The organism is Phocaeicola sp. ICN-14070, from assembly GCF_037892625.1.
Classification (GTDB): Bacteria; Bacteroidota; Bacteroidia; order Bacteroidales; family Bacteroidaceae; genus Phocaeicola; species Phocaeicola plebeius.
Genome location: NZ_JBBKBF010000002.1, coordinates 113,449 through 133,701, shown reverse-complemented (window position 1 = coordinate 133,701; position 20,253 = coordinate 113,449). Strand labels below are relative to the sequence as shown.

General features: G+C 42.9%; 11 protein-coding genes. All 11 read left to right on the top strand.

From position 1 onward, the window contains the following. The first annotated feature begins 100 nt into the window (after positions 1 to 100). The 11 genes from WKT20_RS01305 (at position 101) to WKT20_RS01255 (ending at position 20,253) form a co-directional block, all read left to right on the top strand. Positions 101 to 1,777, top strand: a complete 1,677-nt coding sequence (locus tag WKT20_RS01305) for a glycosyltransferase (protein WP_340416695.1) — start codon at positions 101 to 103, stop codon at positions 1,775 to 1,777. A gap of 20 nt (positions 1,778 to 1,797) precedes the next feature. Continuing rightward, positions 1,798 to 4,365 carry an alpha-glucan family phosphorylase gene (gene glgP, locus WKT20_RS01300; protein WP_007560294.1) on the top strand — a complete coding sequence of 856 codons (2,568 nt, stop codon included), beginning with the start codon at positions 1,798 to 1,800 and terminating at the stop codon, positions 4,363 to 4,365. 94 nt (positions 4,366 to 4,459) lie between these two features. Further along, on the top strand, positions 4,460 to 5,137 hold the full coding sequence (locus tag WKT20_RS01295; RefSeq protein WP_007560296.1) for a response regulator transcription factor: 678 nt from the start codon (positions 4,460 to 4,462) through the stop codon (positions 5,135 to 5,137). Next, complete coding sequence (locus tag WKT20_RS01290; protein ID WP_340416694.1) at positions 5,134 to 6,402, top strand: sensor histidine kinase; 1,269 nt, start codon at positions 5,134 to 5,136, stop codon at positions 6,400 to 6,402. Before WKT20_RS01295 ends, WKT20_RS01290 begins: the two co-directional genes overlap by 4 nt. A gap of 106 nt (positions 6,403 to 6,508) precedes the next feature. Further along, positions 6,509 to 6,943 (top strand): PepSY-like domain-containing protein, encoded by a 435-nt coding sequence (locus WKT20_RS01285; protein WP_007560299.1) that lies wholly within the window; start codon positions 6,509 to 6,511, stop codon positions 6,941 to 6,943. A 386-nt stretch (positions 6,944 to 7,329) separates the two neighbouring features. Next, the gene (locus WKT20_RS01280; RefSeq protein WP_340416693.1) at positions 7,330 to 10,116 is read left to right on the top strand and encodes a glycoside hydrolase family 2 protein; all 2,787 of its coding nucleotides are present in this window, start codon (positions 7,330 to 7,332) and stop codon (positions 10,114 to 10,116) included. A 27-nt stretch (positions 10,117 to 10,143) separates the two neighbouring features. Beyond that, positions 10,144 to 11,529: a sugar porter family MFS transporter gene (locus WKT20_RS01275; RefSeq protein WP_304197539.1), complete on the top strand. Its 1,386-nt coding sequence runs from the start codon at positions 10,144 to 10,146 to the stop codon at positions 11,527 to 11,529. Between the two features lie 36 nt (positions 11,530 to 11,565). Next, a complete protein-coding gene (locus tag WKT20_RS01270; protein WP_340416692.1) occupies positions 11,566 to 13,143 on the top strand; it encodes a glycoside hydrolase in 1,578 nt (525 codons plus the stop codon). A gap of 33 nt (positions 13,144 to 13,176) precedes the next feature. Next, the gene (locus WKT20_RS01265; RefSeq protein ID WP_340416691.1) at positions 13,177 to 13,887 is read left to right on the top strand and encodes an SGNH/GDSL hydrolase family protein; all 711 of its coding nucleotides are present in this window, start codon (positions 13,177 to 13,179) and stop codon (positions 13,885 to 13,887) included. Between the two features lie 124 nt (positions 13,888 to 14,011). Beyond that, on the top strand, positions 14,012 to 17,377 hold the full coding sequence (locus tag WKT20_RS01260; RefSeq protein WP_340416690.1) for a DUF5107 domain-containing protein: 3,366 nt from the start codon (positions 14,012 to 14,014) through the stop codon (positions 17,375 to 17,377). A 71-nt stretch (positions 17,378 to 17,448) separates the two neighbouring features. Next, complete coding sequence (locus WKT20_RS01255) at positions 17,449 to 20,253, top strand: sugar-binding domain-containing protein (protein WP_340416689.1); 2,805 nt, start codon at positions 17,449 to 17,451, stop codon at positions 20,251 to 20,253.

The window sequence follows — 20,253 nt, the reverse complement described above, 5'->3', positions numbered from 1 at the left end:
ATGCATAAATTAGTGTAGCAATACAAAACTTTCCTTTTTTTTCTTCCGATTAAATATTTTTTGTATATTTGCGGCTGATTTAGAAGATATTAATGATACGATGATGAAACAGTTACTAACACCTGATTATATTTTCGAATCCAGTTTGGAAGTATGTAATAAAGTGGGTGGCATATACACTGTATTGTCTACAAGAGCAAAAACCTTGCAGAATACTTTCCCTGATCGAATTTTTTTTATAGGACCAGATTTCTGGTCGGGTAAGGAAAATCCGTTGTTTGTGGAAGAGTCAAAGCTTCTTCAGGCATGGAGAGAGCATGCAATCAAGAAAGATGATTTGAAAGTACGCATAGGGCGTTGGAATATTCCAGGTAAGCCGATTGCTATTTTAGTCGATTTCACTCCTTTCTATAAGGATAAAAATGAGATATATACTCAGGCATGGATCGATTTTCAAGTAGATTCCTTGCATGCTTATGGAGATTATGATGAAGCTTCTATGTTCTCGTATGCTGCGGGAAAAGTAGTCGAAAGTTTTTATCGTTACAACCTGACAATGAGCGATAAGGTGATATATCAAGCTCATGAATGGATGACTGGCCTTGGCGCACTATACTTGCAAAAACACGTTCCGGAAATTGCTACAATCTTCACTACACACGCTACTACTATCGGGCGTTCCATTGCAGGAAATAATAAACCTCTCTATGATTACTTGTTTGCTTATAACGGTGACCAGATGTCCCGTGAACTGAATGTAGAGTCAAAGCACTCTATTGAAAAGCAGACAGCCCATCATGTAGATTGTTTTACTACAGTCAGCGATATTACCAACAATGAATGTAAGGAATTGTTGGACAAAGAGGCGGACGTGGTCCTGATGAATGGTTTTGAAGATGATTTCGTTCCCAAAGGAGAAGAGTTTGAAAAGAAAAGAAAATATGCCCGTGCTTTGTTGCTGAATTTGGCTAACAAGTTGCTGGGTACTCATTTGGGCGATGATACGCTGATTGTAGGAACAAGCGGTCGTTATGAATTCAAAAACAAGGGTATAAACGTGTATCTGGAAGCGTTGAACCGTTTGACACGTAAAAAGAGCCTGAACCGTGAAGTTGTGGCTTTTGTCAATGTGCCAGGATGGGTAGGCGATGCCCGTGAAGACTTGAAACAACGTTTGGAAAGCAATGAAGATTACAATACACCGCTGGAATGTCCTTTTATTACGCACTGGTTGCATAATATGAGCCATGACCAGGTGTTGGATATGTTGAAGTATTTGAACATGTCTAACTCTCCGGAGTCAAAAGTAAAGGTTATATTTGTGCCTTGCTATCTGGATGGCAACGACGGAATATTGAATGAAACCTATTACGATTTGATTATAGGGGCAGACTTGAGCGTATATCCGTCATATTATGAGCCATGGGGCTATACTCCATTGGAAAGTGTGGCATTCAAAGTGCCTGCCATTACGACGGATCTGGCAGGATTCGGTTTGTGGGTAAATTCATTGAAAGGTCGTCCCGGCACATTGGAAGACGGTGTAAAAGTTATTCATCGTACCGACTACAATTATTCGGAAGTGGCAGATGTAATTCGTGATACGATTACCGAATTTGCTAAGTTGCCGGAGTCTGAAGTACAGATAATTCGAAAAAATGCGGCCGACATTGCTGAAAAGGCTTTGTGGAAACATTTTATACGCTATTATTATGAAGCATACGACGTGGCTTTGCGTAATGCAAAAGAACGTTGCAAATCTTATAAACAAAAATGAACTTATAAAACATTAGTGATATGAAAATCAAAACAAACTATGCTAATACTCCTGTTTGGAGAGAAATTAATGTGAAATCTCGCATACCGGAATCTTTGAAGATGCTGGAAGTGATGGCTCGTAACATTTGGTGGGCATGGAATGATGATGCTACTGAAATGTTTAGAGAACTTGACCCGGAATTGTGGCGTGCTGTCGGACAGAACCCTGTTGCTTTGCTGGAACGTCTTAACTACGAAAAGCTGGAAGCTCTGTCTGTAGATAAAGAAATGTTGGGTAAGATTAATGCAATCTATGATAGATTTACTGAATATATGTCTGTAGAACCAGACAAGAACCGTCCGTCTGTAGCTTATTTCTGTATGGAATACGGTTTGACTCATGTACTGAAGATTTATTCTGGTGGTCTGGGTATTTTGGCCGGTGACTACCTGAAAGAAGCTTCAGACAGTAATGTGGATATGTGCGGTATCGGTTTCTTGTACCGTTACGGCTACTTCACACAGAGTCTTTCAATGGACGGTCAGCAGATTGCTAACTATGAAGCTCAGAACTTCGGAAGCCTTCCTTTGGAACGCGTGAAGGATGAAAATGACCAGCCGATGGTATTGGATGTACCTTATTTGAACTATTATGTACATGCATACGTATGGAGAGTTAATGTAGGTCGTGTGCCTTTGTATCTGTTGGATACAGACAATGAAATGAACAGCGAATTCGACCGTTCTATTACTCATCAGTTGTATGGTGGTGACTGGGAAAACCGCTTGAAACAGGAAATCTTGCTGGGTATCGGTGGTGTGCTGTTGCTGAAGAAACTGGGCATCAAGAAAGATGTATATCATTGCAACGAAGGACATGCGGCATTGTGTAATGTACAGCGTCTGTGTGACTACGTAGAAAGCGGAATGTCATTTGACGAAGCATTGGAAGTAGTTCGTGCTTCTTCTCTGTATACTGTACATACTCCGGTTCCGGCTGGACATGACTATTTCGATGAAGGACTATTCGGTAAGTACATGGGCGGTTATCCGCAGCGTATGGGAATCAGCTGGCAGGATTTGATGGACTTGGGACGTATCAATCCGGGTGATCCGAATGAACGTTTCTGTATGTCTACATTTGCTTGCAACACTTGTCAGGAAGTGAACGGTGTAAGCTGGTTGCACGGAAAGGTTTCTCAGGAAATGTTCTCTGGAATCTGGAAAGGCTATTTCCCTGAAGAAAATCATGTAGGTTATGTAACTAACGGTGTACATTTCCCCACTTGGTGTGCTTCTGAATGGAAAGCTTTGTATAATAAATACTTTGATAAGAACTTCATGCACGACCAGTCAAATCCGAAAATTTGGGAACGCATCTACAATGTGCCTGATGAAGAAATCTGGAAGACTCGTGTGGCTTTGAAGAACAAACTGATTAACTACATCCGCGATCAGTTCCGTGATACATGGTTGAAGAACCAGAGAGACCCGTCACGTGTGGTATCTTTGATGGATAAGATTAACCCGAATGCCTTGCTGATTGGTTTTGCTCGTCGTTTTGCTACTTACAAGCGTGCACACTTGTTGTTCACTGACTTGGATCGTTTGGCTAAGATTGTAAACAATCCTGACTATCCGGTTCAGTTCTTGTTTGCTGGTAAAGCTCACCCGCACGATGGTGCTGGTCAGGGATTGATCAAGAAAATTATTGAAATCTCTAACCGTCCGGAATTCTTAGGAAAGATTATTTTCTTGGAAAACTACGATATGAAGCTGGCTCGTCGCCTGGTATCTGGTGTAGATATCTGGATGAATACTCCGACTCGTCCGTTGGAAGCATCTGGTACATCAGGTGAAAAAGCCTTGATGAACGGTGTGGTTAACTTCTCTGTATTGGACGGATGGTGGCTGGAAGGTTACCGTGAAGGTGCCGGATGGGCATTGACTGAAAAACGTACTTACCAGAACCAGGAACATCAGGATCAGCTGGATGCTGCTACTATCTACAGTATCCTGGAAACAGAAATCCTGCCGTTGTATTATGCAAGAAACAAGAAAGGATATTCTGAAGGTTGGATAAAGACTATTAAGAACTCTATCGCTCAGGTTGCTCCTCATTATACCATGAAACGTCAGTTGGATGATTACTTCGCTAAGTTCTATGGTAAGGAAGCTGAACGTTTCCACGCGCTTGAAGCAAACAACTACGAACAAGTGAAGAAACTGGCTGCATGGAAGGAAGAAGTAGCCGCTAAATGGGATGAAATTCAGGTTGTTTCATTCAACAAGTGTCAGGATTTGTGCAACGGTAACGTAGAAAGCGGTAAAGACTATAAGCTTACTTGCGTGGTAGATGAAAAGGGTCTGGACGATGCCATCGGTATCGAACAGGTGGTTACTTATACCAATGCAGAAGGCCGTGAATACATTTATGCGGTTAACCCGATGAAGATGGTGAAACGTGAAGGCAACTTGTTTACTTTCGAAATGATTGCAGGTTTGTCAAATGCGGGTAGTTTTAAGGTAGCTTACCGTATGTTCCCGAAGAACGATGCACTGCCTCACCGTCAGGACTTCTGTTATGTACGCTGGTTTAATGAATAAAGACCTCTGTCTGTTCAGATAATCATATAAACAGGCCATTCCGGATAATTTTGATATTCGGAATGGCTTTTTTTGTTTTCAAAAACTATATGCCATGAAAATATTAATCGTTGAAGATGATGCAGACTTGCGGGAAATTACCACCCGTTCGTTGGAGAAAGAACGCTATGTCGTGTCGCAGGCACCCGATTATAAAACGGCACTTCGTAAAATAGAGGATTACGACTACGATTGCATATTGCTGGATATAATGTTGCCGGACGGCTCCGGACTTGATTTGCTGGAAGAACTGCATGCGTTGGGAAAACGGACCAATGTCATTATTCTGTCGGCCAAGGATTCTTTGGAAGACAAAGTCAAAGGCTTGGATTTAGGAGCGGATGATTATCTCCCTAAGCCTTATCATTTGGCCGAGCTTCATGCGCGATTGAAGAGTCTGTTCCGTCGTAACCAGCGGGAAGGAGAAAAGAAGGTAAGCTATGGCAATGTAGAAGTCATCCCAGACCATTTTAAGGTTGCAGTAGGAGGGAAGGAACTGGACCTGAACCGGAAAGAATACGATATTCTGCTGTATTTTATGCTGCGTCCCGGAAGATTGGTAAACAAAACCACACTGGCTGAATCTGTATGGGGAGACCATATTGACCAGGTAGATAATTTTGACTTTATCTATGCACAAATCAAGAATCTGCGTAAACACCTGAAAGAAGCCGGTGCTACGGTTGAGTTGAAAGCTGTGTATGGTATAGGTTATAAACTGGTAGAAGAATGAAACTGTTTTATCTGGTCATGTGGCGTATGTCCACCATCTTAGTGGTCATACTGACGTGTTGGGCGGTATTGTTTTACCTGGCCATTATGGAGGAGGTAAACGACGAAGTGGATGACTCCTTGAGCGATTATGCCGAGTCGTTGATTATCCGTTCCCTGTCGGGAGAGCAGATGCCTGATACAAGTAACGGCTCGAACAATCAGTACTTTCTGTATGAGGTCACTCCGGAATATGCAGCCTCCTATCCTAATATATCCTATCGGGACGAGATGGTGTATATTACCGAAAAAGGAGAGACGGAGCCTGCCAGAATATTAATGACCATTTTCCAGAAGGAAGACGGGGGATATATGGAACTGGTGGTCTATACTCCTACCATTGAGAAATTCGACCTTCAGCGTGCCGTTTTAGGGTGGATTGTCTTTCTTTATGTGCTGCTGTTCCTGATGATTTTAGCGGTTAATGCCTGGGTGTTCCATCGCAATATGCGGCCACTTTATACTTTGTTGAAATGGCTGGAAGATTATCGTTTGGGAACGAAGGAGAAACCGCTCGATGAATCACTTCGGATTGTGGAATTCCGGAAATTGAATGAGGCGGCTAATATGTTCTCGGAACGTAGTGAGAAACTCTATGAACAGCAGAAACTGTTTATCGGAAATGCCTCACATGAGATGCAGACACCGCTGGCTATTTGCCGCAACCGCCTGGAAATGCTGATGGAGGATGAAACATTGACCGAGAAACAGCTCTCCGAACTGATGAAGACCCATCGGACACTTGAAAATCTGACACGCCTGAATAAGTCGTTGTTGCTTTTGTGCAAGATAGAGAATCGTCAGTTTACAGACGTAAAATCTTTGTGCCTGAATGAGCTGCTTTTGCAGTATCTGGATGATTACAAGGAAGTATATGCCTACCGTCATGTGCAAGTGGAAGTGCACGTAGAAGAATGTTTCCGTTTAGAAATGAGTGAGTCGCTGGCTACCGTCCTGCTGACCAATCTGCTGAAGAATGCGTTTGTGCATGTGACGGAGGGGGGAGTGATTTCTCTTTCTTTCACGGCTTCCTCTTTCCGTATCAGCAATACCGGAGATGCTTCACTGGATAAGAACCGTATTTTTGAACGTTTCTATAAAGAAGGAAAAGCCGAGGGTTCTACAGGACTTGGACTGGCCTTGGTAGACTCCATCTGTAAGGCTTATCATCTCACTCTTTCATATACCTTTGAAGACGGGCAGCATATTTTTTCTATTGTTTCTTGATTTTTTTGTTGAAAAAGGGGAAATCTTCAGATTCTTTTCAGATTTGCATCCCATTTTTGCAGTACAATAAATCATTAAAGTATTCATCTAATAAAAATAGAACATTATGAAAAAGTTAGTTTTTTTACTGGTGTGTGTGTTTACAGTGTCAACCGTAGCAATGGCAGATAACGAAAAACCGATTCAGGTAGGACAGTTGCCTACGAAGGCGCAGACTTTCATCACTACTTACTTCAAAGGCCACAAGGTAGCTTTGGCAAAACAGGACAGCGATTTGTTCAGCAAGTCATACGATGTGATTTTTACCAACGGCGAAAAGATTGAGTTTGACAAGTCCGGCGACTGGACAGAAGTGAAATGCAAATCCGGCGTACCGACTCAGATTGTTCCGTCGGCCATCCGCACGTATGTGAAGAATAATTACCCTGACGCTTCCATCATTCAGATAGAGCGCAAACGCAATGAATATGAAGTGAAACTCTCTAACCGATGGGAGATTACATTCGACAGCCAGATGCGCGTAATTGATATTGACGATTAATTTGGTTATATCCTTCGGGAAACTGTAGCCCGTTCCTTTTTCAGAAAAAAGGGGCGGGCTATGTGTTTTTATGTGGGATGAGTTGATGGGTTAAGTGGGGCGAGACTGATACACAATGGCTTGGCGGTTCGCAGTACTTTCTAAGGAGGATTGCAGAACTTCTTTGAAAGTACTGTAGTACTTCCTTTGCAGTACTTCAGTACTTCCACGGAAGTACTGGGAAAACGTAGTTGCTTTTTCCTTGCAGACTGACCATTCTTTTCCCACTTCATCGGTAGAGTCTGCCTTTTCGTAGTTTTTTACATCTTATCCGGTAAATATTCCATTTCCTGCCCTGTTTGTTTTTTGTTATTTTGTATCCGTAATACAATATAACAGAAAATATCATGAAAAATACACTTATCGCTTGGCTGTTTTGCCTTCCTTTTGCTTCGTGTACAAGTCCTGTTACACAGATGGATCTTTCCGGACAGTGGACGGTATGTCTGGATAGTACTGATGTGGGGATGAACGCTTCTTTTGGCGGAAAATTGTTTGATACCTCCATTACACTTCCGGGTACAACGGATGAAGCTCATCTGGGCACTAAATGCACATTGAAACCTGCATTGGAGAAACCGCAGCTGCTCCATCTTACCCGTGCCTACAGTTATGTAGGTCCGGCCTGGTATTCACGCGAGATTCAGGTACCTTCCGACTGGAAAGAAAAAGATTGTATCCTTCATCTGGAACGTGTATTATGGGATACACAAGTATGGATAGACGGGCAGAAAGTAGAAGGCCATGAAGAAAGTCTGACGACTCCGCATGAGTATGACTTGACTCCTTATATTCAGCCTGGGAAAAAACAGGTGCTGACTGTCAGAGTGGACAACCGCAAGCGCTATGATATGTCGGTGAATGATTTGGCACATGCCTATACAGATGCCACTCAGGTGAAGTGGAATGGTATCTTGGGCGACATGTACATCAAGGCTGTGGAGAAAACACGCGTAGAAAGTCTGCAGCTTTATCCGGATGCTGCTTCACGTACCGTAAAGGCTGTAGTTTCTGTATATAATTCATCTTCACAGACTGCACCGGTTAATCTTAGCCTGCAGGTAAAAGGAAAGGATGATAGCAAATCGTACGCTTCTGTCGAAACTCAAGCAGAAGCCGTAAAAGGTTATTCAACGGTAGAACTGACCTGTCAATTAGGGGATAATGCTCCTCTGTGGGATGAATTCAGTCCTTATCTTTACGATGCTTCTGTAGAATTAGTATCCGGAAAATCGACTTCACTTACAACTGAAACATTCGGATTGCGTGATATACGGCATGAAGGAAACAAACTGGTGTTGAACGAAAAACCGATATTCCTTCGTGGTACATTGGAGTGCTGCATTTTTCCTTTGACCGGCACACCTCCTATAGATGAGGCTTCGTGGGAAAAACTTTATGCTTCTGCACGCGAATATGGAATGAATCATCTCCGTTTCCACTCCTGGTGTCCGCCGGAGGCAGCGTTCAATGTAGCCGATGAAATGGGATTTTATGTACAGGTAGAGCTTCCGGTATGGAGTGTGACGCTTGGAAAAGATTCTGCTACGGTCGAGTTCCTGCGTGCCGAAGCAAAGCGTATAAGTAAGGAATATGGCAATCATCCTTCTTTCTGCTTCTGGAGCATCGGAAACGAGCTGCAATATGATTTCAATATTTTAGCATCCATGTTAGGTGAGATGAAGGCTGCGGACGATCGTCATTTATATACTACGACTTCCTTTACATTCGAAAAAGGCCACGGTGTCTGGCCGGAAAACCAGGATGATTTCTTCGTCACTCAGTGGACCAAGAAAGGCTGGGTACGTGGACAGGGAGTATTCAATCAGAAACAGCCGTCATTTGATAAAGATTTCCGTGCATCTATAGACGGTATGGAAGTGCCTTTGGTAACCCACGAAGTAGGACAGTATTCTGTCTATCCGGATCTTACGGAGATTCCTAAATATACGGGAACTTTGATGCCGCTGAATTTCATGGCAGTGAAAGAAGATTTAGAGAAGAAAGGATTGATAGACAAGGCTCCGCAATACTTGCAGGCATCCGGGAAATTAGCTGCCATTCTGTATAAAGAAGAAATAGAGCGTGCTTTGAAAACACCGGGCATCAGCGGATTCCAATTGCTCGATCTGCACGATTTCCCGGGACAGGGAACGGCATTGGTAGGACTGCTCAATGCATTCTGGGAAAGCAAAGGCATTCTTACAGGTGAAGAATTCCGTGAATTTTGCGCGCCGGTAGTTCCGTTGCTGCGTTTTCCGAAAGCTGTATATACGAATAATGAAACATTCGAAGCACAAATAGAACTTTGTAATTACGGAAAGGATGAATTGAAGAACAGCACTCTTTCCTGGGAGATTACCGCAGACGGACGCTCGTTAGGCAAGGGGAAGACTCCGGCTGCTGCATTGGCTTTCGGTCATAACGGTGGACTGGGAAAAATTTCCCTTCCGTTGCAGCAGGTAACTAACGCATCGAAATTAGAAATTTGTTTGTCGCTTGACGGAACAGAGTACTGTAACCGTTGGAACGTATGGGTTTATCCGTCATCCGTAGACACAAAATGGGGAGACGTGAAATATACTCGCAATTACGATGAAGCAATGGCATTGCTCAAGAAAGGTGAGAAAGTGCTGTTCAATCCCGATTGGCGCACAATTCAAGGTATTGAAGGAAAGTTTGTGCCGGTATTCTGGAGTCCGGTACATTTCCCGAATCAGGCCGGTACCATGGGTGTACTTTGTGACCCCACTCATCCGGCTTTGGCTGACTTCCCGACCGACATGCATACCGACTGGCAGTGGTGGGATTTGAACATCAATTCGACCACATTGGTCGTAGATAGTTTGCAGGGAGGCGCTCCTGTGGTAGAGATGGTAGACAATTTTGTCCATAACCGTCGCTTGACTTCCTTGTATGAAGGACGTGTAGGAGAAGGAAAACTGATGCTTGCCACTTTTGATTTGCAGACCGCTCTTGACAAACGTCCGGTAGCTCGTCAGATGCTTTACTCTATCCTGAACTACATGAACAGCGAGAAATTTGCTCCCACTCCGGTAGAAGGACTGGATAAGATAAAGGGCATGTTTGGAACCGCGCATAACCAGAAACAGTCCGCGGAAGGTATCTATTAATGACACATCTTTTTTAACCGTATAACCATGAAAAATCATCAATTGTTTATCTATTTTATTTGCCTGGTGTCTGCCATGGGAGGGCTCCTCTTCGGGTACGACTGGGTAGTGATAGGAGGTGCCAAACCTTTCTATGAAGAATATTTCCATATTGCTGGCAATGAGGGTATGCAGGCATTGACCATGAGTATCGCTCTGTTAGGATGTCTGTTAGGAGCCACTATGGCAGGTTTCCTGGCCGACCGTTACGGACGTAAGAAGCTGCTGGTGTTATCTGCCTTTATCTTTTTTGCTTCTTCGTGGGCCACAGGAGCTGCTACGGCTATTCCTGCCTTCATCATCGCTCGCCTTGTAGGAGGGATGGCTATCGGACTGGCAGCCGACCTTTCTCCGATGTACATCGCAGAAGTGGCACCTACTCAGATTCGTGGAAAACTCGTCACATTGAACCAGCTGACCATCGTATTGGGAATTCTTGGCGCACAGATTGTAAATATGCTGATTGCAGAGCCGGTGCCGGAAGGTGCCACGGCTGCCGATATCTTGAACTCATGGAACGGACAGACCGGATGGCGCTGGATGTTCTGGGCCGTATGCGTTCCTTCGGGACTCTTTTTCCTGCTGGCATTGTTTATTCCAGAAAGTCCGCGCTGGCTGGCCAGCATGAAGCAGATGGAGAAAGCTAGAAAAGTGCTGTGTTCCATTGGGGGAGCAGCGTATGCAGACAGTGAAATTGAAAATTATACCCGTGCAGGTGCTGCTTCACATGCCGAAAAAGGTGTATTGTCCTTGCTCTTCTCTTCTAAAATGCGGAATGTACTGATTATCGGTATTGTGGTAGCTATGTTCCAGCAGTGGAGCGGTACCAATGTCATCTTCAACTATGCGCAGGAAATCTTTCAGGCAGCAGGCTATGGCATTTCAGACGTACTGATGAACATTGTCGTGACAGGTATTGCCAATCTGGTCTTTACATTTGTAGCCATCTATACCGTCGACCGCCTGGGAAGAAAGACGTTGATGTTGACCGGTTCCATCGGACTGGCAGGCATCTATACCCTGTTGGGATTAAGCTATTTCTTTGAGTTTAAAGGATTCATCATGATTGTGTTTGTGGTATTGGCCATCGGGTTCTATGCTATGTCGTTAGGTCCTGTCACCTGGGTGTTGCTTTCTGAAATATTCCCCAATAAGGTGCGTGGGGTAGCCATGGCAGTATGTACGGCTGCGTTGTGGATTGCCTCTTTCCTGCTTACCTACACGTTCCCTTTCCTGAATTCCGGACTGGGCACTGGCGGTACCTTCCTGCTTTACGCCGTTATCTGTTTCTGTGGCTTCCTGTTCGTATGGCGCCGTATTCCGGAAACCAAAGGCAAGTCGCTGGAAGAATTGGAAAAAGAACTGATTAAATAAAGGTCTGAAATATTAGGGTTATAGATTGCAATAGGTATGAATAAGTCGATTCTTTGCTTGGGATTTTCTTTGTATGCAGTCTTGGGATGTGCTCAGAATGAACAGAAGCTGGTGTTTGATTTTGCTTCTCCCCGCCAAACCATTCATAGCTTTGGAGCGTCCGACTGCTGGCGTGTGCAATATATCGGTAAAAACTGGCCGTTGGAAAAACGGAATCAGATTGCAGATTTGTTGTTCAGTTCAGAGTTTGATTCATGGGGAAATCCGAAAGGAATCGGACTTTCCATGTGGCGCTTTAATATTGGTTCGGGAAGCCATGAAGCTGGGGATAATGGAGGAGTGACTTCTCAGTGGCGTCGTACAGAATGTTTTTTAGGAAAGGAAGGAGATTGGGATTGGGATAAACAAAAGGGACAACGGTGGATGTTGCAAGCCGCACGCGAACGGGGAGTACGCTATTCTTTGGGCTTCTCCATCACCGCTCCCTATTTTATGACGAAAAACGGAATGGCCCGTGCCAGTGAGAAAACTCCGTATGCGAATATTCGTGAGGATCAGTTTGATGACTATGCTGCTTTTTTGGCAGAAGTCTCCACTCATTTGAAACTGGATTATTTGAGCCCGATTAATGAACCGCAGTGGGAGTGGGTAGGTAGTGGGCAGGAAGGTATGCAAGCTACTAATGCAGAATGCAGTCGGTTGATTCATTTGTTGGATAAGGAATTGCAACAACGTCATTCAAAAACCAAAGTCGTTTTCGGAGAGGCTGCTGATATCCGGTATCTGTACCGTTCGGAAACGGATAAACCGGAAAGAGACAATCAACTGGAAGAGATTTTTTCTAAAAAGGGAGCATATTCCATTTATGGCCTATCATCAGTGGCTCCTGTTGTGAGTGGTCATTCTTACTGGAGCACATGGCCTGTGGATACATTGGTGCAGACCCGTAAGGAACTGGCTGAAGAGTTGAAAAAACAGCTTTCTTCGAATTATACTTATTGGCAGACAGAATATTGTCCGATGGAAAAGAATCCAGATAATCCACGAGGAGGTGGCTGTCGGGATTTGGGTATGAATACGGCTCTTTATGTGGCGCGTGTGATTCATCATGATCTGACTGTCGCTAATGCAGCTTCCTGGCAATGGTGGACGGCCCTTTCTGAATGGGACTATAAGGACGGTCTTATTTTTATAGACGATGGGACATTGGCCAATGGGGCATCGCGTGGTGACGAGAAAATGATAGAAACATGTAAGCAGGATGGGGTGTTCCGTACTTCTAAACTATTGTGGACTTTAGGTAACTATAGCTTCTTTATACGTCCGGGTATGGTGCGTTTGAGCAGTGTAACAAGTACGGATAATACGGCTGAAGTCATGGCTTCGGCATATGCAGACAATTTTTTAAAGCGGATTGTTGTGGTATTGGTAAATTCTTCAAGAGAGGATAAAATGATAGACTTGTCTTTTCAATCCCTTCCTGCTGGATATTGTGTACAGAAATATAAATTATATGAAACTTCAGTTCGTAGTGATTTGCAATATAAGGGGATTGTTGGAAGCCAATTGTTAATACCCGCCCGTTCCGTGGTGACTTTAGTTGGGGTGGAATAAATATGAATAATTATAAATATAAATAAGGTACTTATGACTTTAAATCGATTGTTTTTTTTAGCTGGTTGTTTATTGATGGGTGGAATGCTTCAAGCCCAGGTAGCGGACAAACAGACTTATTTGAGTGAATTCAAGAAGGAAATGACTTTGAAGTGGCCTGAAAATCGTACGTTGAACATTGTTGTTCATGGACATAGTGTACCTACAGGTTATGCACGAACTCCTATTGTAAATACGCTTCAAGCTTATCCGCATTTAGTTTTTCATGCACTGAAAACTCAATATCCTTATGCTGTATTGAATGTAATCACCACATCGATAGGTGGAGAGCAGGCTGAACATGGGGAAACACGTTTTAAGGATGAGGTGCTTACGCACCGGCCGGATGTGTTGTTTATTGATTATGCGTTAAACGACAGAAATATCGGACTGGAACGTAGTGAAAAAGCTTGGAGGAAAATGATTGAATCTGCTTTAGCCCAAAAGCTGAAAGTGATATTGTTTACTCCGACTCCTGATTTGAAAGAAAACATATTGGATGATAAAACTCCTTTAGCTGGACATGCAGAAATGATTCGAAAATTAGCAGCTGAATATCGCGTCGGACTTGTTGATTCGTATAAGCTTTTTAAGGAGAAAGCTGAAAATGGTGAAGACTTGCATAAGTATATGAGTCAGAACAATCATCCAAACTCTGCGGGGCACAGCTGTGTGGCTGCTGAAATTTTGACCTGGTTTTTCTAATAATTTTACAGATAGTGATTTTGTACATCATTTTAGAAATATACTACATTTTTTTGTTGACCTTTTCTTCGGACATTTGTAATACTAAAATGATGTAACACAGTTAATTAAAATCATAGTTTTTATGGAAAAGATAACAGAATATTTGATTCAAAGTACGGTAAATACTTCCGAAGTGAAGGCTTGGGAAGAAATCGTGATGTTGCCGACGTATGGCATTGGTAAAGAAGAAAAAAATCCGATTTTTCTTGAAAAACGCGTATATCAGGGAAGCTCCGGTTCGGTATATCCTTATCCGGTAGTTGAAAAGATTGAAGATGAAAAACACGACCGTCCTTGGAGAGCTTTCTTTATAGAGAATGAATACATCAAGTTGATGATTCTTCCGGAATTGGGCGGACGTATCCAGATGGCATACGATAAGGTGAAGAAACGCCATTTCGTATATTATAATCAGGTTATCAAGCCGGCATTGGTGGGACTGACCGGGCCGTGGATTTCAGGTGGTATCGAGTTCAACTGGCCGCAGCACCATCGCCCCAGTACATATCTTCCGACCGACTGCATGATTGAAGAATTTCCTGATGGAAGCAAGACCATCTGGTGCAGTGAGGTAGAACGTATGTTCCGTACCAAAGGTATGGCAGGCTTTACCCTCTATCCGAGAAAGGCTTATATTGAAATCAAGGCAAAGGTGTACAACCGTACTCCGTTCCCGCAGACTTTCTTGTGGTGGGCTAATCCGGCAGTAGTAGTGAACAAAGACTATTATTCTGTGTTCCCGCCCGATGTGAATGCTGTGTTCGACCATGGAAAACGTGCCGTATCCAGCTTCCCTATAGCTACAGGTGAATATTATAAAGTGGATTATTCTGCCGGAGTAGATATTTCACGTTACAAAAATATTCCGGTGCCGACTTCTTACATGGCCATCAATTCGAAGTTTGACTTTGTGGGAGGCTATGAAGAACATATCGAATCGGGTCTTCTTCATGTGGCCGATCACCATGTAAATGCCGGCAAGAAACAATGGACTTGGGGACATGGTGACTTTGGCCAGGCTTGGGACCGCAACCTGACGGATGAAGACGGACCATACATCGAATTGATGACCGGTATGTACTGCGATAACCAGCCAGACTTTACCTGGTTGCAGCCATACGAAGAAAAATCATGGGTACAATATTTCATGCCTTATCAGAAAGTAGGTATGGTGAAGAATGCTACGCGTGATGCGCTGATTAATATGATTCCTGAAAAAGGTGGTAAGATGAAGGTTATCCTTTATACTACAGCTGCTCACAAGGAAGTTCGCATAATGCTTACAAATACAGAAAACGGTAAGATTTATCTTGATGCGCTTACAGCAGTGGCACCGGATAATTCATATATCAATACTGTAGACTGTGACACTCAGAAAATGGAAGAATTGAAACTTACAGTTCTTGATGAAAAGGGTAAGGTACTTGTAAGCTATCAGGCTGCAAAACCAGAAATCAAACCTATTCCGGAACCGGCTAAGGCGGCACTCGATCCGAAGAAGATTGCCAGCATGGAGCAGCTTTTCCTGACAGGGCATCACCTGGAACAGTATCGTCATGCTACTTACCTGCCGATGGATTACTACATGGAGGCTCTGAGCCGCGATGAAAGCGACATCCGTTGTAATAATGCCGTAGGGTTGCTCCTTATGCGCCGCGGACGCTTTGCGGAAGCACAGAAATATTTCGACCGTGCCATCAAGACACAGACAGAACGTAATCCTAATCCATATGAAGGTGAACCATATTATAACTTAGGATGGAGCAAGAAGATGCAGGGTGATATAGACGGAGCATACGATGCATTCTTCAAGGCTACATGGAATGCTGCTTGGCAGGATTCAGGCTATATGGGATTGGCTCAGATTGATATGATTCGTGAGGATTATGTAAACGGTATCGACCATATCAACCGCTCATTATATCGTAACTGGTTGAACCACAAAGGTCGTCAGCTGAAGACTTCATTCTTGCGTAAGACAGGCGATTTTGCAAAGGCTGAGGCACTTATCAATGACTCTTTGGCGATGGATAAGTTCAATATGGGATGCCGTTTCGAATCTTATCTGATTCATACATTGCAGGGAAATACTGAAGCAGCCGCTGCCGCAAAGGCTGAAATGAAAGCTTTGATGCGCGGTGCCGTACACAGCTATCTGGAATATGCCATCGACTATGCATCAGCGGGTATGTATGAAGAAGCTGCTCAGCTGTTGTCTTTTGTGACGGAAGAAAATGAAGCCACTTATCCGATGGTTTACTTTGCACTTGGTTACTTTGCATCTAAGATGGGTAAAAGGGATGAGGCTGTAGCTCTTTATAAGAAAGCTGAAACAATCTGTCCTGACTATTGCTTCCCTAACAAGATTGAAGAAGTTCTTATGCTTAACGATGCTATGAAACTTAACCCTGAAGGTGCTAAAGCTCCTTATTATCTTGGTAACTTCCATTATGCAGCTCGCATCTATGATGAAGCTGTTGCTTGTTGGGAAAAATCAGTATCAATTGATGATACATATCCTACTGTATTGCGTAACCTTTCATTGGCTTACTACAATAAGCAGAATAACCCACAGAAAGCTCTTGCCACACTTGAAAAGGCATACAAGCTTGACGAATCAGATGCACGTATCCTGATGGAGCTTGACCAGTTGTATAAGAAACTCCGCTACTCACACCGTCAGCGTCTTGACTTCCTCAATGCACATGCAGAGGTTGTGGAACAGCGCGATGACTTGTGTATAGAACGCATAACTCTTTACAACCAGCTTGGAGAATACCAGACTGCATACGATTTGATTAATTCACGTAAGTTCCATCCATGGGAAGGTGGTGAAGGAAAGGTAACAAGCCAATATGTATTTTGCCGTGTGGAACTTGCCAAGATAGCTTTGAAGGAAGGACGTTATGCCGATGCGGTACGATTGTTGAAGGAAACAGAAAAATATCCTGACAATCTTGGTGAAGGCAAGCTTTCAATGGCTGAGGAAAATGATATCCACTACTGGATGGGATGTGCATACGAAGGTCTTGGCGAGGCAGATCTTGCAAAAGAATACTTCGAAAGAGCAACTAAAGGCTCGGCAGAACCGGCTATCGCATTCTTCTATAATGACCAGCAGCCTGACAAGATTTTCTATCAAGGACTTGCATGGCGCAAACTTGGTGATGAAGATAAAGCTCGCAGTCGCTTCAACAAGCTTATCAAGCATGGTGAAAAGCATCTGTTTGATAAGGTGAAGATTGACTACTTCGCTGTATCGCTACCCGACCTGCTGATTTGGGATGACGACCTGAATGTACGCAACCTGTTACACTGTAATCTGGTGATGGGTATGGGCTATCTCGGATTGGGCGACAAGGAACAGGCTCGCAAGTTCCTGTCTGAAGTGGTTCATCTGGACATCAACCATCAGGTAGGAGTACGATTGCTGGCTATGTGTGAATAATCATAATTGAGATTTAAGGTAGGTATGCAAGCGGTATATCTACCTTTTTTTATTTAAATCTTAAATTTAATATGATGAATCGATTTAATCTGCTTTACGCACTTCCTTTTTTCTTATGTTCTTCAGTGTTCTCTCAAACATTGACGGAAAACCTTGACGGAACATGGACTTATAGACTTGACCCCAATAATTTAGGTGAGAAAGAAGAATGGTTCGACAATGATTTTTCTGAGACGCTGCTTCTTCCTGGATCTCTCAACACCAATGGTATAGGTAATGATGTGGATATTAATACCAAATGGACAGGCTCAATGTGGAACAAGGACTGGTATGAGAGTGACTTTTATGCGAAGTACCGTTCTCCTGAAAACATTAAGGTGGTATTTTGGCTGACTCCTGACAGGCATTATGTAGGAAAAGCATGGTATCAGAAAAAGGTTACGATTCCTAAAGACTGGAAGGGTGAATTTATTGAATTGAGTCTTGAAAGATGCCACTGGCAAACCACTTTATGGGTTGATGGGGAAAAAGTTGGACATAGAAACTCTCTTGCTGTTCCTCATCGTTATGTATTGGAAAATATTAAAGCAGGAGAAGAATATGTTTTAACTCTATGTGTTGATAACAGTATAGGAGATATTGATCCGGGCGTAGATGCTCATAGTATTTCAGATAATACGCAGTCCAACTGGAACGGTATAGTTGGAAATATTTCTTTGACTGCACGGCCTAAGACTTATATTGAAAATATCAGAATAGAGACTTTGTATAAGGAAAAGAAGGCTAAGATAACTTTTAATATTCTTTCTTCAAAGGACTATACAAGAGGCTCTGAACTTGTGTTGTCGGTAAAAACAGGAGATAACACTCCTCTTCCGGAATTAAAAAAAAGTGTGTCTCTAAAGAAAGGTGCAAATAATGTAGAAATACTATACGACTTGAGCAGGAACTTCAGAACATGGGATGAGTTTTCTCCAAATCTATATACCCTTGATGCACGGCTTGAAACGAAGGATGGAAATGATATTGTAAAAGAATCTTTTGGAGTACGTGAATTGGGAATCAAAGGAAGTCAGATAACTGTAAACGGAAATTCCGTATTTTTCAGGGGAACTCTTGAATGCTGTATTTTTCCAAAGACTGGTTTTCCTCCTACAGATGAAACAGAATGGAAACGCATTATGGAGATTTGTAAGGCTCATGGCCTTAATCATATCCGTTTTCATTCATGGTGTCCTCCTGAAGCAGCATTCTGTGTGGCAGACAAGCTTGGAATATATCTTTACGTAGAATGCGGTTCATGGTGCTCGGATTTAGGCAGTGGTCATCCTATCGATAGTTATCTATACGATGAGAGTGAAAGAATAGTAAAGGAGTATGGGAATCATCCTTCTTTCTGCCTAATGTCGTACGGAAATGAGCCTCATGGAAAAAAGCATAAGGAATATCTCACTAAGTTTGTTTCTTATTGGAAGGAAAAGGATTCCAGGTTCCTTTATACAACTGCAGCAGGATGGCCTGCTATAAAGGAAAACGACTGGCATTGTCTTCCTGCACCAAGAATACAGGGATGGGCACAGGGACTAAAGAGTATAATAAATGCTAAGAGACCTAATTCAGACTTTGACTGGAGTAATAAAATCTCGAAAACACAACCTACTATAAGTCATGAGATAGGCCAGTGGTGTGTTTATCCCGACTTAAAGGAAAGGAGTAAATATACAGGTGTTCTAAAAGCAAAGAACTTTGATATTTTTGAAGACAGACTTAGAGAAAATGGTTTGTTGCACTTGGCGGACAGTTTTCTGTTGGCCTCGGGTAAATTACAGGCATTGTGTTATAAGGCGGATATTGAAGCCGCTCTGAGAACTAAAAATTTTGCCGGTTTCCAATTGCTTGATTTGCATGATTTCCCGGGACAGGGAAGTGCAATAGTAGGAGTGTTGAATCCTTTCTGGGAATCTAAAGGATATGTTACACCTCAGGAGTACAGTGAGTTCTGTAATTCTGTGGTACCTTTGGCAAGAATGTCAAAGTTTGTGTTTAATAGTGGAGATACATTGAAAGCCGATATAGATGTGGCACAATTCTCGCAAAGTGATATGAATGTCCCTGTAAGATGGAAGATAACATCGTTCGATGGTGCACTAATAAGCAATGGTGTTATTGATGTTTGCAGAATCCCTGCCGGTGGTTTGAGCAGAGTAGGGCAGATTTCCTATAATGTAAATGTAGACAAACCTCAGCAGTGGGAACTTGAGGTTGAAGTTTCCGGATATAAGAACAGATGGAATTTATGGGCTTATCCTAAAAATAAGATAGAGAATAAAGAAGTGGTTGTTGCTTCCTCTTTGTCAGAAGATGTCTTGAAAACCTTGTCTGAAGGTGGCAAAGTGTTATTGACCGCTGCAAAAGGGAGTCTGAAGAATGAAGGGAAAGACTCAGTTGTGGTAGGGTTCTCTTCTATTTTTTGGAACACGCTTTGGACAAACAAACAGGCTCCACATACTCAGGGTATATTATGTAATCCTGAACATCCTGCATTAAGACTTTTCCCTACGGAATATCATAGCGATTACCAATGGTGGGATGCTATGTCGCATTGTAATGCTATTCCTTTACACAAATTGGGAAACCCTGAACCAATAGTAAGAATTATAGACGACTGGTTTACTGCTCGTTCCTTAGGGCTTGTGGTAGAAATGAAGGTAGGAAAAGGAAAACTGATTCTTTGTGGAGCAGATTTACTTGCCGATTCAGATAAGAGACCGGAGGCGGTACAGCTTATGAACAGTCTTCTTAATTATATGAATGGTGAAAAATTCAATCCGGATAATGTTGTAACTTTGAATCAGTTAACGACTTTATTTAAATAA

Bases quoted from the DNA above. Each gene is read 5' to 3' on its own strand.
- WKT20_RS01280 (WP_340416693.1), top strand. From the start codon at position 7,330: ATGAAAAATACACTTATCGCTTGGCTGTTTTGCCTTCCTTTTGCTTCG.
- WKT20_RS01275 (WP_304197539.1), top strand. From the start codon at position 10,144: ATGAAAAATCATCAATTGTTTATCTATTTTATTTGCCTGGTGTCTGCC.
- WKT20_RS01290 (WP_340416694.1), top strand. From the start codon at position 5,134: ATGAAACTGTTTTATCTGGTCATGTGGCGTATGTCCACCATCTTAGTG.
- WKT20_RS01255 (WP_340416689.1), top strand. From the start codon at position 17,449: ATGATGAATCGATTTAATCTGCTTTACGCACTTCCTTTTTTCTTATGT.
- WKT20_RS01305 (WP_340416695.1), top strand. From the start codon at position 101: ATGATGAAACAGTTACTAACACCTGATTATATTTTCGAATCCAGTTTG.
- glgP (WP_007560294.1), top strand. From the start codon at position 1,798: ATGAAAATCAAAACAAACTATGCTAATACTCCTGTTTGGAGAGAAATT.
- WKT20_RS01270 (WP_340416692.1), top strand. From the start codon at position 11,566: ATGAATAAGTCGATTCTTTGCTTGGGATTTTCTTTGTATGCAGTCTTG.
- WKT20_RS01285 (WP_007560299.1), top strand. From the start codon at position 6,509: ATGAAAAAGTTAGTTTTTTTACTGGTGTGTGTGTTTACAGTGTCAACC.
- WKT20_RS01265 (WP_340416691.1), top strand. From the start codon at position 13,177: ATGACTTTAAATCGATTGTTTTTTTTAGCTGGTTGTTTATTGATGGGT.
- WKT20_RS01260 (WP_340416690.1), top strand. From the start codon at position 14,012: ATGGAAAAGATAACAGAATATTTGATTCAAAGTACGGTAAATACTTCC.
- WKT20_RS01295 (WP_007560296.1), top strand. From the start codon at position 4,460: ATGAAAATATTAATCGTTGAAGATGATGCAGACTTGCGGGAAATTACC.